The organism is Devosia sp. Soil_C_22 (assembly GCF_057657195.1).
On record NZ_JBDGIY010000002.1, the window covers coordinates 372,020 to 386,609 of the forward strand.

The 14,590-nt window shown below is 66.7% G+C and carries 14 protein-coding genes and 1 riboswitch; of the genes, 12 read left to right on the forward strand and 2 right to left on the reverse strand.

Going from position 1 to position 14,590, the window contains the following annotated elements; translation table 11 throughout:
• The first annotated feature begins 172 nt into the window (after positions 1-172).
• The 4 genes from ffh to trmD are packed head-to-tail and all read left to right on the forward strand — an operon-like array spanning position 173 to position 3,467.
• Positions 173-1,798, forward strand: coding sequence for a signal recognition particle protein (gene ffh / locus AC3A6I_RS18915; RefSeq protein WP_487545419.1), 1,626 nt, complete (start codon positions 173-175; stop codon positions 1,796-1,798).
• A gap of 41 nt (positions 1,799-1,839) precedes the next feature.
• Positions 1,840-2,244: a 30S ribosomal protein S16 gene (gene rpsP, locus AC3A6I_RS18920; RefSeq protein WP_487545420.1), complete on the forward strand. Its 405-nt coding sequence runs from the start codon at positions 1,840-1,842 to the stop codon at positions 2,242-2,244.
• A 39-nt stretch (positions 2,245-2,283) separates the two neighbouring features.
• The gene (gene rimM, locus AC3A6I_RS18925) at positions 2,284-2,790 is read left to right on the forward strand and encodes a ribosome maturation factor RimM (RefSeq protein ID WP_487545421.1); all 507 of its coding nucleotides are present in this window, start codon (positions 2,284-2,286) and stop codon (positions 2,788-2,790) included.
• Positions 2,787-3,467, forward strand: coding sequence for a tRNA (guanosine(37)-N1)-methyltransferase TrmD (gene trmD, locus AC3A6I_RS18930; RefSeq protein WP_487545422.1), 681 nt, complete (start codon positions 2,787-2,789; stop codon positions 3,465-3,467). The genes rimM and trmD overlap by 4 nt, the downstream gene beginning before the upstream one ends.
• Before the next feature lie 126 nt (positions 3,468-3,593).
• On the opposite strand, the gene AC3A6I_RS18935 is transcribed toward trmD, so the two are convergent.
• Positions 3,594-4,094, reverse strand: a complete 501-nt coding sequence (locus tag AC3A6I_RS18935) for a copper chaperone PCu(A)C (protein ID WP_487545423.1) — start codon at positions 4,092-4,094, stop codon at positions 3,594-3,596.
• Between the two features lie 100 nt (positions 4,095-4,194).
• Positions 4,195-4,385: riboswitch (cobalamin riboswitch) on the forward strand.
• Between the two features lie 59 nt (positions 4,386-4,444).
• Between AC3A6I_RS18935 and AC3A6I_RS18940 the strand changes: the two genes are divergently transcribed.
• From AC3A6I_RS18940 to AC3A6I_RS18975, 8 genes are all read left to right on the forward strand, one after another.
• Entirely contained in the window at positions 4,445-5,029 is a 585-nt protein-coding gene (locus AC3A6I_RS18940) for a HupE/UreJ family protein (protein ID WP_487545424.1), read from the forward strand.
• A 372-nt stretch (positions 5,030-5,401) separates the two neighbouring features.
• Positions 5,402-5,962 carry a 50S ribosomal protein L19 gene (gene rplS / locus AC3A6I_RS18945; protein WP_487545425.1) on the forward strand — a complete coding sequence of 187 codons (561 nt, stop codon included), beginning with the start codon at positions 5,402-5,404 and terminating at the stop codon, positions 5,960-5,962.
• Between the two features lie 101 nt (positions 5,963-6,063).
• Positions 6,064-6,675, forward strand: a complete 612-nt coding sequence (locus AC3A6I_RS18950) for a hypothetical protein (protein ID WP_487545426.1) — start codon at positions 6,064-6,066, stop codon at positions 6,673-6,675.
• 223 nt (positions 6,676-6,898) lie between these two features.
• The gene (locus AC3A6I_RS18955) at positions 6,899-7,702 is read left to right on the forward strand and encodes an MBL fold metallo-hydrolase (protein ID WP_487545427.1); all 804 of its coding nucleotides are present in this window, start codon (positions 6,899-6,901) and stop codon (positions 7,700-7,702) included.
• A 205-nt stretch (positions 7,703-7,907) separates the two neighbouring features.
• Positions 7,908-8,729: a PadR family transcriptional regulator gene (locus tag AC3A6I_RS18960; RefSeq protein WP_487545428.1), complete on the forward strand. Its 822-nt coding sequence runs from the start codon at positions 7,908-7,910 to the stop codon at positions 8,727-8,729.
• Between the two features lie 131 nt (positions 8,730-8,860).
• A complete protein-coding gene (locus AC3A6I_RS18965) occupies positions 8,861-11,713 on the forward strand; it encodes an FAD-binding and (Fe-S)-binding domain-containing protein (protein ID WP_487545683.1) in 2,853 nt (950 codons plus the stop codon).
• A 99-nt stretch (positions 11,714-11,812) separates the two neighbouring features.
• Positions 11,813-12,256, forward strand: coding sequence for a hypothetical protein (locus tag AC3A6I_RS18970; RefSeq protein WP_487545429.1), 444 nt, complete (start codon positions 11,813-11,815; stop codon positions 12,254-12,256).
• A gap of 136 nt (positions 12,257-12,392) precedes the next feature.
• The gene (locus AC3A6I_RS18975; protein ID WP_487545430.1) at positions 12,393-13,466 is read left to right on the forward strand and encodes a GNAT family N-acetyltransferase; all 1,074 of its coding nucleotides are present in this window, start codon (positions 12,393-12,395) and stop codon (positions 13,464-13,466) included.
• 174 nt (positions 13,467-13,640) lie between these two features.
• Here AC3A6I_RS18975 and AC3A6I_RS18980 read toward each other — a convergent pair whose 3' ends face one another.
• On the reverse strand, positions 13,641-14,531 hold the full coding sequence (locus AC3A6I_RS18980) for a transporter (protein WP_487545431.1): 891 nt from the start codon (positions 14,529-14,531) through the stop codon (positions 13,641-13,643).
• Between the last annotated feature and the right edge of the window lie 59 nt (positions 14,532-14,590).

Sequence of the window (14,590 nt, forward strand, 5' to 3'; positions counted from 1 at the left end):
CGCCCCAATCCATCAGGACAAGTCTCCTGAAGGCCGACCGGGACCCGTGAAGGTATAAAGAGATCCCGGAGGCTCCCACCCGACAGCGCGATGCGCCCTCGGGTGTGTTTGGCGTTTGCGCTGATGGCCCCTACATCCCGAGCCACATGGGCACGGGAAACGAGGTAGACGGATGTTCGAGAGCCTAAGCGACCGGCTTGGTAAAATCTTCGATGGACTTCGCGGGCGCGGTGCGCTCGGCGAGAAGGACGTCGACGAAGCGCTGCGCGAAGTGCGCCGGGCGCTGCTCGAGGCCGACGTTTCCCTCGAGGTGGTCAAGGCCTTCGTCGAGCAGGTGCGCGACCGCGCCGTCGGCGTCGAGGTCACCCGTTCGGTGACGCCGGGCCAGCAGGTCGTCAAGATCGTGCATGACGAGCTGGTCAAGGTGCTGGGCGAAACCCAGGTGCCGATCGATTTCAATACCACGCCGCCGATGACCATGCTGATGGTCGGCCTGCAGGGCGCGGGCAAGACCACGCATGCCGGCAAGATCGCCAAGCGCATGAAGGAGCGGCAGGGCAAGAAGGTCCTGCTTGCCTCGCTGGACGACCGCCGCCCGGCCGCCAAGGAGCAGTTGCGCGTGCTCGGCGAGCAGATCGGCGTCGATACGCTGCCGATCCAGCAGAACGAAAAGCCCGTCGATATCGCCAAGCGCGCCCAGCGCGAGGCCCGGCTCGGCGGCTATGACGTCGTCATCCTCGACACCGCCGGCCGCACGCATATCGACGAAGAGCTGATGGCGGAAACGGCGGCGGTGAAGGCCGCGACCGAGCCTCACGAAATCCTGCTGGTCGCTGATGCGCTGACCGGCCAGGACGCGGTGAACCTCGCCCGTTCGTTCGACGAGCGCGTCGACATCACCGGTATCGTCCTCACCCGCGTCGACGGCGATGGCCGTGGCGGCGCGGCGCTCTCGATGCGGGCGGCGACCGGCAAGCCGATCAAGCTGATCGGTACCGGCGAAAAGATGGATGCGCTCGAGGATTTCCATCCCTCGCGCATCGCCGACCGCATCCTCGGCATGGGCGACATCGTCTCGCTCGTCGAGAAGGCGGCGCAGAACGTCACTGCCGAAGACGCGCAGAAGATGGCGAAGAAGCTCAAGAAGGGCGTCTTCGACCTCGACGATCTCAAGAACCAGCTGCTGCAGATGAAGAAGATGGGCGGCATGGGGTCGCTGCTCAACATGATGCCGGGCATGGGCCAGATGAAGAAGGCCATGGCCGGCGTGAACCTCGACGACAAGGTGTTCGACCGCCAGATCGCGATCATCAACTCGATGACGCTAAAGGAGCGCGGCAACCCCGACCTGCTCAACGCCAAGCGGCGCATCCGCATCGCCAAGGGCTCGGGCACCAAGGTCGAGGACGTCAACAAGCTGATGAAGCAGCACCGCCAGATGGCGGACATGATGAAGAAGGTCTCGAAGGGCGGCATGGGCGCGCTGTCGGGCATGTTCGGCGGCAAGATGGGGGGCAAGATCCCCGGGCTGGGCGATATGCCCTCGCCGGAGAACATGGATCCGGCCGAGCTCGAGCAGCTGGCGCGGCACATGGGCATCGACCCGGCGTCGATCCCGCAGCAGCAGGGCGGACCCGGCGGGGTCGGCGCGCCCAAGCAGCTCGCACCTTCCAAGCTGCCGACCGATGTCGGGCAGCTGTTGAAATCCGGTTCGGGTGGATTACCCGGGCTTGGCGGCGCACCGCGCTTTCCGGGACTTCCCGGGTTAGGCGGCGGGTTCGTGCCGAAGAAGAAATAACCCTGAACAGCAACGAACGAACTCAACTGAAGGACTGAAGAATGAGCCTGAAACTCCGCCTCGCCCGTGCCGGTACCAAGAAGCGCCCGTACTACCATGTCGTCGTCGCCGACGCCCGTTCGCCGCGCGATGGCCGCTTCATCGAGAAGATCGGCAACTACGATCCCAAGCTCGCCGACAAGGACAAGCGCGTCACCCTCGTGACCGAGCGCGTGCAGCACTGGCTGAGCGTCGGCGCGCAGCCGACCGACCGCGTCGCCCGTTTCTTCGACGCCGCGGGCCTGCTCAAGCGCGAGCCGCGCAACAACCCCGAGAAGGCCAAGCCGGGCAAGAAGGCGACCGAGCGCGCCGAAGCCAAGGCGCAGGCCGAGGCTGATCGCGCTGCCGCCGCCGCTGCCCCGGCTCCCGCCGAGGCTCCGGCCGAAGAAGCCGCCGCTACCGAGTAAGCCGTGGCTGTCGCGGGCGAAAGCGGGAGCCTCCTGCTCATGGGTCGCATCGGTGCGGCCCATGGGATCAAGGGCGAGGTGCGCATCCAGTCCTTCACCGAGGATCCGCTGGCGCTGGTCGACTATGGCCGGCTCGCGACCAACAAGCCGGGGCTTACGGTCCGCATCCTTGCGGCGCGGACCACCACCAATGTGCTGGTGGCCCGGCTCGAGGGCGTCAACGACCGCGATGCGGCGGAGAAGCTGAACGGGGTCGAGCTCTATGTCGACCGTTCGCTGCTGCCCGAGGTCGAGGACGACGACTATTATCACGCCGACCTGCTGGGCCTCAGGGCCCAGCTGAGAGACGGCACGGCGCTGGGCGTCGTGTCGGCCGTGCCGAACTACGGGGCGGGGGATATCCTCGAAGTGCGCGACGAGCGCAGCGGAGACACGTTCCTTTATCCCTTCACCAAGGCGGTGGTGCCGGAAGTGCACCTTGCCGACGGGTATCTCGTCATCGAGCCGCCGATCGAGGCGGAGCCGGGCGAAGAGGAACCCGATTGAGCTTTTCCGCGTCCGTCATCACGCTGTTTCCCGAACTGTTCCCGGGCCCGCTCGGCGCCTCGGTGATCGGGCGGGGGATGGCGGATGGGCTATGGTCGCTCAATGCCACCCAGCTGCGCGACTTCGCCACCGACCGGCACCGGACGGTGGACGATACGCCGTCGGGTGGCGGCGCCGGGATGGTGCTGAAGCCGGACATTCTCGCCAAAGCGATCGACGCGGTGGCGCCTGCGGGCGATCCGCGGCCGCGCATCCTGATGAGCCCACGCGGAAAACCGCTGACGCAGGCGCGGGTGCGCGAGCTGGCGGCGGGGCCGGGGGCGGTGATCGTGTGCGGGCGGTTCGAGGGCGTCGACCAGCGGGTGATCGAGGCGCGGGCGCTCGAGGAAATCTCGATCGGCGACTATGTGCTCGCGGGCGGCGAGGTAGCCGCCATGGTGCTGCTCGAAGCGGTGGTGCGGCTGATCCCCGGGGTGCTCGGGGCGGCCGAGAGCCATGCCGACGAGAGTTTTGAGAACGGGCTGCTCGAGTATCCGCAATATACGCGGCCGCAGGTGTTCGAGGGTCGGGAGATCCCGGCGGTGCTGACCGGCGGGGATCACGGCAAAGTCGCGAAATGGCGGCGCGCCGAGAGCGAGGCTCTCACCAAAGCGCGGCGGCCGGATTTGCTGAAGTAGGCGGACGAGAGGCCGCCCCTGCGCCTCCCTCCCCCTTGCGGGGAGGGATCGAGGGAGGGGTGGTCCGGCGATCACCGATGGACCCCCACCCCCAGCCCCTCCCCGCAAGAGGGGAGGGGAGCAAGGTCAGTGGCCCTGGTGGCCGGTCGGGGCGGTGTCGGCGTTGGGGGCGCCGATCGCGAGCGTGACCGGGACTTCGCCGGCTTTCTCGAATTTCAGCGTGAGTGCGAGGCACTCGTCGGCCTTCAGCGGCTGCGTGAGATCCATCAGCATGAGGTGGTAGCCGCCGGGATCGAGCGTGAGGCTGCCGCCCGCCGGGATTTCGAGGCCGCCTTCGACCTGGCTCATCTTCATCATGTCGCCCACCATCTGCATCTGGTGGACCTGCACCGTTCTGGCGCCTTCGGTGGAGCCGCCGAGCAGGCGGTCCGGCGCGGTCCCCCGGTTCTCGATGGTGAGGTAGCCGCCGGCCACCTTGGCCTGGGGCAGGGTGGCGCGGCTGAAGGCGCCCGAGATGGTGAGGTCGCCGGCGGTGAAGATGTCGGCCGCGCAGCCGGCGGGCTGGGCGAAGGCAGGAGTGGCGAGGAGCGAGAGGCCGAACAGGGCCGCGGCGGAGAGGTAATTCATTGCGCTGATCTCGGTTGCGACCTGCGTTTAGCGCATGCCCGCCCGCCACGTCTTGCGGCAAATCGGACAGCGGGCCCGATTGCTATCGAGGGGCCAGAATGACACAAAGGGTGTCGACGGTGCGCATCCTTCGTTCAGAAGGCGGCGTGAAACGGGAAGCCGGTGAAGTGCCGGCGCCGCCCCCGCGACTGTAACGGACCGATACTCTCCCCCGTGGTGCCACTGGTTTCGACTGGGAAGGCGGGTGAGAGGGTCCGGAGCCAGGAGACCGGCCGTCCGGTGGTGACCCAAACCGGGACCACCGAACACATGAAACGCGACAGGGACGGTGGGTCCCGATGGAGAGATTTATGCGCGCGCTGATTGCCTTCCTTTTGATTCTGCTGCCGACGGCGGCCTTCGCCCATCCGGGGCACGAACATGTGCCCGGGCTGCTGAGCGGCTTCCTGCACCCCATCGGGGGGCTCGACCACGTGCTCGCCATGGTGGCGGTCGGCGTGTTCGCCTACGTACTGGGCGGCCGTGCCCTGTGGCTGGTGCCGCTGAGCTTTGTCGCCATGATGGCGGTCGGCTTCGGGCTCGGCCTGGCGCAGGTCGACGTGCCGTTCGTGGAGCTCGGCATTGCGCTGTCCAGCGTGGTGATCGGTGGCGTCGCGGCGCTGGGCCGGCCGATGCCGGTCGTCGCCGCTTCGGCGCTGGTCGGTGTGTTCGCCGTGTTCCATGGCCACGCGCATGGCGCTGAGATGCCGGCGGGTGCCGCCGGCTTCGAGTATGCCGTGGGCTTCATCGTCGCGACGGCAGTGCTGCACCTCGCCGGCATCGGCGCCGCGATGGGCCTGGCCAAGCTCGTCGGCAAGTATGGCAAGCCGGTGGCGCAGGTGGCCGGTGGGCTGTTCGCGCTGGGCGGTGTGGGCGTGCTGGCCGGGTGGCTCTGAGGGCATAGTGCCCGGCAGCAACCCCCTCTCTTGCGAAAACTAAGGACTTAGCTGCGCTAAGCCCAAGTTTTTGCTTTCTCCCCCGGCTAGGGGGAGAGGGGCCTGGTGGGTGTCGCCGCCCCCTCCCCCGCCTTCGGCGGTCCCCCTCCCCCGTTCCGCGGGGGAGGATCACGGGAGGCCGGTGGGCCGACATAGAAGTGACATCAGATGCCCGGGAGCCCTAGACTCTCGGGCGTTCTTCATCTATAGCCCCGCTCGCTTGAGCTTCGGCTCGGCCAATAAGCGCATAACAATCCGTGCAAACAAGACCGGGCGGTCGGCGGAAACGTCGGCGAAACGCTCCATCGAAAAGATCATAACGGAAAGACTGACATGTCGAACATCATCGAACAGCTCAATAAAGAGCAGTACGACAAGCTCACCGCCAAGGCCCATCCGGAGTTCACCCATGGCGATACCGTCAAGGTGTGGGTGAAGATCCGCGAAGGCGACAAGGAACGCCTGCAGGCCTATGAGGGCGTGGTGATTGCCCGCTCCGGCGCCGGCATCATGGAGAGCTTCACCGTCCGCAAGATTTCCTACGGCGAAGGCGTGGAGCGCGTGTTCCCGGTGCTGTCGCCGAACATCGACCGCATCGAGGTGGTGAAGCGCGGCAAGGTGCGTCGCGCCAAGCTCTACTACCTGCGCGACCGTCGCGGTAAGTCCGCCCGTATCTTCGAGAATACCGGCGCTCGCACCAAGAAGATCGAAGCCGGCGAACGCACTGCCGCGCTCGAGGCCAAGAACGCCCGCGAGGCGGAGAAGATCGCCGCCGCCGAGGCGTTGGCCAAGGAGCTCGCCGAGAAGGATGCTGCCGAGGCCGCAGCAGCTGCTGCTGCCGCCGCGGAAGCCGCTGCCGCCGAGGCGCCGGCCGAAGAGACCAAGGCCGAGTAATCGGTTGATACTGTTGAGCGCGCCACAGTTTTGGCGCGACTGCAGCTAGAGTTCAGCCCGGCTTACGAGCCGGGCTTTTGATTCCAGCCGAGGGACTTGGAATGGACGCAACTCTTCAGGGCGCAGAAGAGCGGCGGCAGCTGGCGGAGGACCTGAGGTCCGAGGCGCGCAGCGTGCTGGTCGATACGGGGCTGCTGGACATGCTCAACGGCCGCTTTGGCGAAGCGGTGGTGACCGGCAGCGCCGGCTACGACCTGATGGTCTATCGCGATATCGACATCCACATGCCGTGCGAGGGCGAGCGCTGGGCCGAATGGGCGGGGCTGGCGGCCGACATCGCCATCCAGCTCAGCACCGTGGGCCTGCAGCTGCACAAGGCGAACTACCTCAACGACTATGTCGAGCCGCATCCGCTGGGGGCGGGGCTCTATTGGGGCCTCGAGTTCAAGGATTTCGCCGGCAATGGCTGGAAATGCGACATCTGGGGCTGGGAGCCATTCGATTTCGCCGTGCGCCAAGCGCGCGACGCCAACCTGCGCGCCGACCTGTCCCGCTGCGACCGCGACCTGATCCTCAAACTCAAGCACGAGGCACGGGCCCGGCCGGGCTATTATGGCGTGATGGTCTCGGGGTTCGATGTGTACCAGTTCGTGATGGCCGGCGCGGGCGAGACGCTCGATGAGCTGGAGCGTTGGAAGGGGCTGGTGGCCTAGAGGGCAGCTCGTCCGGCCTCAGAAAGGCCCCCTCACCCGGCGCTGCGCGCCGACCTCTCCCCCAAGGGAGAGGTGGTGCCGCGGCAAGATCGTGCCTCAACTCACCTCTCCCTTGGGGGAGAGGTCGGATCGCGAAGCGATCCGGGTGAGGGGGCCTTACAGCCGCCACCAGTTTCGCTAACACTTCCTCCGGACAGCACCCAATGACCGGAGGAAATCATCCATGCAATCCTACATCTGCGTCACCTGCGGCGTTGCCCATGCGCCATCCGCGGCGCCGCCGCGCCATTGCGCCATCTGCGATGACGAGCGGCAATATGTCGGGGCGGGCGGGCAGCGGTGGACGACGCTCACCGAACTGCAGGGGGAGCGCAGGAACGAGTTCCGTGACATGGAGCCGGGCATGGTGGGGATCGGTACGACGCCGTCGATCGCTATCGGCCAGCGCATGTTGCTGATCCAGCAGCCGGGCGGCGGGATTTTGTGGGAATCGACGCCGCTGGTGACGGACGAGGCGGTGCAGCGGATCAAGGAGCTGGGCGGGGTCCGGGCGATCGCGATCTCGCATCCGCATTTTTATGCCTCGATGCAGGACTGGGCCGAGGCGTTGGACGTGCCGATCCACATCCACGCGTCGAACCGGGAGTATGTGATGCGGCCGTCCGACCGCATCCGCTACTGGGACGGCGAGACGTTCGACCTGGGGCAGGGCGTGACGCTGGTGCGCTGCGGCGGGCACTTTGTCGGCTCGAGCGTGCTGCACTGGCCGGGCGCCGATGGCAAGGGCGTGCTGCTGACCGGCGATACGATCACCGTGGTGCCGGATACGCGCTGGGTGAGCTTCATGTATTCCTACCCCAACCTCATACCGCTGCCGGAACGCACGGTGCGCCAGATCGTCGGCGCGGTGGAGCCCTATGAGTTCGACCGGGTGTACGCGTCGTGGTGGGACCGGACGGTGGTGCGGGACGGCAAGGCGCGGGTGCGGGCGTCGATGGAAAGATATATCGCGGCGATACGGGGGTAGGGGTCGAGGCGCAGGGCGGAGAGTTCGGCCGCCCCCTCCACCAAGCTTCGCTTGGTCCCCCTCCCCCGCCACGCGGGGGAGGATCATGGAGCGGCAGGCCTAAGGTCAGTGTTGTTGACGTAAGATATATCTTGAGAGCTATCTTGTGCCCGCCATGGCCGAAGCATATCTTGCGGGTATCGTAAGATATATCTTGGAGCAGAAGATGCGACATCATGATGAGCGGTGGGACCGCAACTGGCGGCGGATGGAAGCCATGGCGCGACGTGGGTTTCGTCGCTTCGGACAGTTCGACGGCAATATGGCGCCGGGTGGCGAGTGGGGTGGCTTCGGGGGCAATTTCCGCATCGGGCGGATGCTGGCCTCGGGCGACCTCAGGCTCGTGGCGCTGTATCTGATCGAGCAGCAGCCGCGACACGGCTATGACCTGATCAAGGCGATCGAGGAGAAGTCGCAGGGCTTTTATTCGCCTAGCCCCGGCATCGTCTATCCGGCGCTGACCTTCCTCGAGGAGGCGGGCTACGTCACTTCGCAGGTGGACGGGAACAAGAAGCTCTACACCATTACCGACGAAGGCCGGACGCACCTGGCCGACAATCGCGAGGCGATCGAGTCGACGCTCGATTTTCTCGGCAATGTCGGCACGCGCATGAACCAGTGGCGCGATCGCATGGCGAGCCCGGATTTTCCGTTCACGCCCGAGCAGGCCGAAAAGTTGCGCGGCATGGGCAAGCGCTTTGCCGAAGGGCGCTGGTTCGGCGAGGAGGACCAGCCGCATCCGGGACATGAGCATGGCGGCCACGAGCATCCGGGCCATGGGCACTGGCGGCGGCCGGGCGAGCCGGATCGCGATATCGCCGATGTCGGGCCGGAAGTGAACGAGGCGCGCAAGGCGCTGAAGAAGGCGATCAAGGCCGCGCTGAAGCGCGGGCCGGAGCAGGAGGCGCGGGTCAGCGACATCCTGCGCCGGGCGGCCGATGATATCCGCCGCGGGCTCGGCGAGGACGAGACCGACATCGATATCTGAGCGAGATGGGCTCCGCTGCGGCGGGGCCCTTTTCCGCATTGTGGGACGAGCCGCAAGCCCGGCTTTCGCCGGACCGCGTCACGGCCTAACATGCCGCCGCTAGTCAAAGGGTGGATGTTTCCGTGAACGATATGGCCCCGATCGGGGTGGACCGCGTGGCTGCCGCGCAGGGTGTGGTGCGGCGGCTCGAGGGCGTGATCCGGGCTGACCGGATGATGACCGATCCGGTGATGACCTACGGTTATTCGGGCGATGCCAGCCACTACCGGCTGGTGCCGGCGCTGGTGGTGATCATCAACTCCGAGGACGAGGTGCGCGCGGTGATCGAAGCGGCGCGGGCCGAACGGCTGCCGCTGACGTTTCGCGCGGCGGGCACGTCGCTCAGCGGCCAGTCGATCACCGAGGGCGTGCTGGCGGTGCTGGGCGACGGGTGGCGGAAGCTCACGGTGCACGAGGGCGGCGAGCGGGTGACGCTGGGGCCGGCCAATATCGTCGCCAACGTCAACAAGGCGCTGAAGCCGTTCAACCGCAAGATCGGGCCGGATCCGGCGAGCCAGGCCACCTGCAAGATCGGCGGGGTTGTGAACAACAACTCGTCGGGCATGTGCTGCGGGGTGGCCTACAACACCTACCACACCATGCTGCGGCTCAGGGTGATGCTGGTCGACGGCACGGTGCTCGATTCGGGCGACCCGGCCTCGGTCGCGGCGTTCCGGGTGTCGCACGCCGAGCTGCTGGAGGGGCTGAGCGCGCTGCACCATGAGGTGATGGCAGATGCCGAGCTGGTGGCGCTGATCCGGGAGAAATACCGGATCAAGAATACGGTCGGCTACTCGATCAACGCGCTGATCGATTTCCATGACCCGATCGACATCCTGATCCACCTGATCGTCGGCTCGGAGGGCACGCTCGGCTTCGTGTCGGAGGTGACCTACCGGACCATTCCTGAGCATCCGTACAAGGTGACGGGGCTGATCCCGTTCCCTGATCCACACTCGTGCGGCCGCGCGATCTCTCGGCTCGCCAATGGCGGGGTGCAGCAGACGCATGGGGTGACCTCGGCGGAATATCTCGAGCGCCGGGCGCTCGAGGCGGTGGCGCACCTGCCGGTGATGAAGGCGTACGAGAAGTTCTTCACGCCGACCTCGCCGGCCATGCTGGTCGACGTGTCGGCGGAGAGCCCGGAGGAGCTGGAGAAGGAAATCGCGCTCGCCACCGCGATCCTTGCCGAAGAGGGTGCGACCGACATCGATTTCGGCGATGGCGACGGGGAGCGCGCGCACCTGCTCTGGGACATGCGCAAAGGCTTCATCCCGATGTTCGGGGCGACGCGGCCCAAGGGCACGACCATGCTGACCGAGGACGTGGCGGGGCCGGTGGAGCGGCTGGCCGATTTCGTTATCGATATGCGGAAGCTCCTCGACGAGTACGGGTATTATGACGGCGTACTGTTCGGGCACGCGCTGGCGGGGAACCTGCATTTCCAGATGGCGGCCGATTTCGGCAACCCCGAGGAGGTCGAGCGCTTCGACAAGTTCTCGATCGCGCTGGGCGACCTCGTTTCTGTGCAGTATGGCGGCTCGCTGAAGGCGGAGCATGGCACCGGGCGCGCCATCGCCTCGTTCGTCGAGCTCGAGTGGGGCACGACCGCCTACAAGGTGATGCACCGGATCAAGGCGCTGTTCGATCCCGAGGGGCTGCTGAACCCGGGGGTGCTGCTGAATGCCGACCCGCAGGTGCATGTGCACGATTTGAAGCGCATGCCGCTGGCCGACGAGATCGTCGACCTCTGTATCGAATGTGGCTTCTGCGAGCCGGCCTGCCCGAGCCACCACATGACCATGAGCCCGCGCCAGCGCATCGTGGTGACGCGCGAGAAGGCGCGGCTCAAGGCGACGGGCGAGGATCCGGCGCGGCTGGCCGAGATGGAGCGGCTGTTCGAATATGCGGGGCTCGCGACCTGCGCGGCCGGCAATGTGTGCGCGCTGCGCTGCCCGGTGGGCATCGAAACCGGCACGATGGTGATCGGCGAGCGGGCACGGCGGCGGACGGATGGCGACCGGCGGCTGGCCCACACGGTGGGTTCGCACACGGTGGCGCTCGAGCGCGGCATGTCGTTCGGCGTCGCGACGCAGGCGTTTTCGCGCACCATCATTGGCAACGGGGTGACCGACGCGCTGGCGGGATTCGCCCGCAAGGTGACGGGCGGGGCGGTGCCGCGCGTGTCGCCGGCGCTGCGACCGGGGCCGGGAGCGCCGAAGGTGGCACCGGTGGCGGATGCGCCGATGGGCAAGGTGGTGTATTTCCCCAGCTGTGCGACGCGCATGTTCGGCGCGGCGACGAGCGAGAACGGATTGGTGCCGACCACCGATGCGACGGTCGAGCTGCTGAAGCGCGTCGGCTACGACGTGGTGGTACCCGAGCACACGGAGGGCCAGTGCTGCGGTCAGCCGTTCCAGTCCAAGGGCTTTCCCGAGGAAGCCGAGCGGGTGGGCGCGAAGACGCGGGGCGAGATCGACCGGCTGGCCGAGGATGGCACCTATCCGGTGCTGACCGATGCCTCGACCTGCGCCAAGCATATGCGCGAGCATCCGGGCGCGTCGCCGGTGGCGGATTCGGCGGAGTTCCTGCTGGCCGAGGTGCTGCCCAAGCTCAAGATCACCAACAAGCTCGCGGCGGTGGCGGTGCATCACAACTGCTCGGCACAGCGGCTCAAGGAGCAGCAGGCGATCAACACCCTGGCGGCGGCGATTGCCGACAAGGTCGTGGTGCTCGATGCGATCAGCTGCTGCGGCTATGCCGGCGACAAGGGGCTGTTCGTGCCCGAGCTCAACGCGCATGCGACGCGATTCGGCAAGGCACAGATCCCGGACGGCTGCGAGATCGGGCTGTCGACGGTCTCGACCTGTGCGACGGGGCTGAGCGAGCGGATGGGGATTCCGTTCTTTTCGATCGCGAGTTTGCTGGAGAAGGTGAGCCGGTAGGGCCGCCGCGTTTGGCCGCCCCCTCCACCGCCTGCGGCGGTCCCCCTCCCCCGTAAACGGGGGAGGATTGCGGAGAGGCCGGTGAGTGGGGAGGAAGCATTGAGGCCGCATCCGCTGTTCAAGGGCTGGTCGATCCCGGCGGTGCATGGGCTGGGTGCGTTCACCCTGCGCGTGCTGACGGTCGACGATGTCGAACGGGATTTCGAGGCCGTCATGGCCAGCGCCGCCGACATCAAGTCGGCCAACCCGAACTCGACCTGGCCTCAGGGGCTGACCAAGCACGACAACCTGCTCGATCTCGCCTGGCACCAGCGGGAGTTCGAATCCCGGCGCAGCTTCACCTGGGTCATCGAGGACGCGGCCGGCGCGTATCTGGGGTGCCTCTACATCTACCCGTCGCTGAGCGGAGAGAAGTCGGCGGACGTGTTCTGGTGGTGGAAGACGGGGGCGATGGCCGACAAGGCGGCGTTCCGGTCGCTGCTGCAGGACTGGTTGGCGAGCGAGGACTGGCCGCGGCTGCGGTATGACCTGCGGGCCGAGTAAGTGCGGCTGTCGCCGATATTAAGCAAGTTTCAACCCTTTGACCGAGCACGCGACCCATTCGTTGTAAGGAGGTGCCGTCGACCGGCCGATGGAAGAGGCAGCTTTGACGGGTTTTCGCGCACGGCGCCTGAGCGGGATGGACGATCCCTTCCTCGACGAGCTCGACAGCTGGGCGCGGACGGCATTCCAGACCAGGCCCTTCCTCGCCACTTTGGCGGCGACGACGGCACCGGCGCTTGGCGCTGAGCTGGCGGTGATCGGCGTCGAGGATGCCGATGGCGCGCCGGTGGCCATATTTCCGTTCACCCTGAGCCGCGAAGGCGGGCTGCGGGTGGCCGAGGCCGTCGGGCTCGGGTGCAGCGACTATTTCGTGCCGGTTACTCCGGACAACCGGCTGCTCGCCCCCAAGGAGGCGGACGCGATCTGGTCGGCGGTGCTGGGCGCGCTGCCGGCGGCGGATGTCGCACGGCTGCGCAACGTGCCGCTCGACTATGATGGCGCGTCCCACGCGCTCACGGCGGCAAAGTTCCTGTCGCCGATGGGGCATTGCGCCTCGATCATGCCGATCGCGCGCGACGAAAAGCCATCGAGCGGTGATGCCAAACGCAAGCTCAACAAACTGCAGAAGCAGGGGCGGGTGGAGTTCGTCTGCCCGACCGATGCCTCCGGCCGGGACGAGTTGCTCGATGCGATGTTCGCACTGCGCCGGGCGCGGTTCGCCGACCTCGGGCGCTCGGACTACCTGGAGCAGCCGGGGGTCAACGCGTTCTACCGGCAGTTGGCGAGCGATCCCGGCGAGATCGTGCATCTGAGCGGACTCAAGGTGGATGGCGAGGTGCTGGCGGTGGTCTACGGGCTGCTGCGCCATGGCCGCTTCACGCTGCTCATTCCGACCATGACTTCGGACGAGAAATGGGCGTCGTTCTCGCCGGGGCTGGTGGCAATGTACCTGACCATCGAGCACGGCAAGGCGGCGGGCTGGCACATGTTCGATTTCAGCGTCGGCGACCTGCAGTACAAGTCGCGTTTCGGGGCCGAAAAGGTCGAGCTGTTCGAAGTGCAGCGCGCGTTGAGCCTCAAGGGCCTGCCGCGCGTGCTGATTGCCCGGATGCGCAGCGCGCTCAGGACGCTGCGCCTGCGTAACCCGGGCTTCATGCAGTGGCTCACCGAGTTCAGGCTGCGGCTTTCGGGCAAGCCGAGCGAGGCGTAGCGGTCAAGGCGTTGCTGGAGAAGGCCCCCTCACCCGGCCTTTGGCCGACCTCTCCCCCAAGGGAGAGGTGAGTTGTGGCGCGATCTTGCCTTTCCGCCACCTCGCCCTTTTGGGGGAGAGGTCGCCGCGTAGCGGCGGGTGAGGGGGCCCTTTGGCCGCCCAACTCCGACCCGATCAGAACCGGTAGGAGCCGGTAATCTGGAGGCCGCGGCCGCTGGTATCCGCGTCGCTCGCGTACACCACCTCTTCGTAGCTCAGCCGCAGCGACAGGGCCGGGTTGAAGGTGATGCCGAGCGTGGCGCCGAGCGCCAGGACCGACTGGGCGTCGTCGCGGGCGATGCCGTTGACCGAGGTCTCGCCACCGGTTTCGTAGTTGCCGTCGAGAGAGGCCCAGACCATGGGGCCGAAATTGCGGGTGATATGGGCCTGCAGCCCGAAGATCGGGTCCTGGCTCGACACATCGGCGCCGTACGGATCGTCGTTGTCGCCGAAGATGTGAAGGCTGGGCACGAGCTCGAACGTGGTGAGGTTCGGATCGAGCATGGTGTCGCCCAGCACATAGCTGATCGGCAACACGGTATGCAGCGACCAGCGGTTCTGTCCGAGGCTGACCATCCGGTCGGGGTCGTAGTCGCCGGTGGGGAGGTAGAGCTTGGCCCCCAGGCTCATGCGGAAGCCGGGATGGTATTGCGAATATTCGAGCGGACCCAGCGAGGGGGAACCGACGAGGCCCACGAGGCCGCCGACGAAGAGATCGCCCTGGGCGACACCCGTATCGATATTGACGACGCCGCCGCCGAGCTCGGCGTCCACACCGCCGACCGGGATGCCGATCAGGATGGCGCCGACATTGCCGAACAGGTCGAAAGTCTGGCGGTAGCTCGGCGTCGTGACAGCGACGTCGAAGACGCCGTTGGCGTTCTCGGTATGCAGGATCGTCGTCGTCAGGCTGAGGATCCTGGTGTCTTCAGGCACCAGGTGATAAGCGCGCGGGCCATCCTGCGCGAAGGCTGCGGTGAGCGTGGCAGCGAATGCCAGGACCGTTACCGTTATTCTCAGAAGCACACTTTTTCTCCCCCATGATCAGTGCACGTCGGTAACCGGCGCGGCCGGCACTGTGTTGC

What these genes read in the sequence shown, in the direction of transcription:
- ffh (WP_487545419.1), top strand. Translation starts at nt 173, where the DNA reads ATGTTCGAGAGCCTAAGCGACCGGCTTGGTAAAATCTTCGATGGACTT.
- rpsP (WP_487545420.1), top strand. Translation starts at nt 1,840, where the DNA reads ATGAGCCTGAAACTCCGCCTCGCCCGTGCCGGTACCAAGAAGCGCCCG.
- rimM (WP_487545421.1), top strand. Translation starts at nt 2,284, where the DNA reads ATGGGTCGCATCGGTGCGGCCCATGGGATCAAGGGCGAGGTGCGCATC.
- AC3A6I_RS18935 (WP_487545423.1), bottom strand. Translation starts at nt 4,094, where the DNA reads ATGAATTACCTCTCCGCCGCGGCCCTGTTCGGCCTCTCGCTCCTCGCC.
- AC3A6I_RS18940 (WP_487545424.1), top strand. Translation starts at nt 4,445, where the DNA reads ATGCGCGCGCTGATTGCCTTCCTTTTGATTCTGCTGCCGACGGCGGCC.
- rplS (WP_487545425.1), top strand. Translation starts at nt 5,402, where the DNA reads ATGTCGAACATCATCGAACAGCTCAATAAAGAGCAGTACGACAAGCTC.
- AC3A6I_RS18950 (WP_487545426.1), top strand. Translation starts at nt 6,064, where the DNA reads ATGGACGCAACTCTTCAGGGCGCAGAAGAGCGGCGGCAGCTGGCGGAG.
- AC3A6I_RS18955 (WP_487545427.1), top strand. Translation starts at nt 6,899, where the DNA reads ATGCAATCCTACATCTGCGTCACCTGCGGCGTTGCCCATGCGCCATCC.
- AC3A6I_RS18960 (WP_487545428.1), top strand. Translation starts at nt 7,908, where the DNA reads ATGCGACATCATGATGAGCGGTGGGACCGCAACTGGCGGCGGATGGAA.
- AC3A6I_RS18965 (WP_487545683.1), top strand. Translation starts at nt 8,861, where the DNA reads ATGGCCCCGATCGGGGTGGACCGCGTGGCTGCCGCGCAGGGTGTGGTG.
- AC3A6I_RS18975 (WP_487545430.1), top strand. Translation starts at nt 12,393, where the DNA reads ATGGACGATCCCTTCCTCGACGAGCTCGACAGCTGGGCGCGGACGGCA.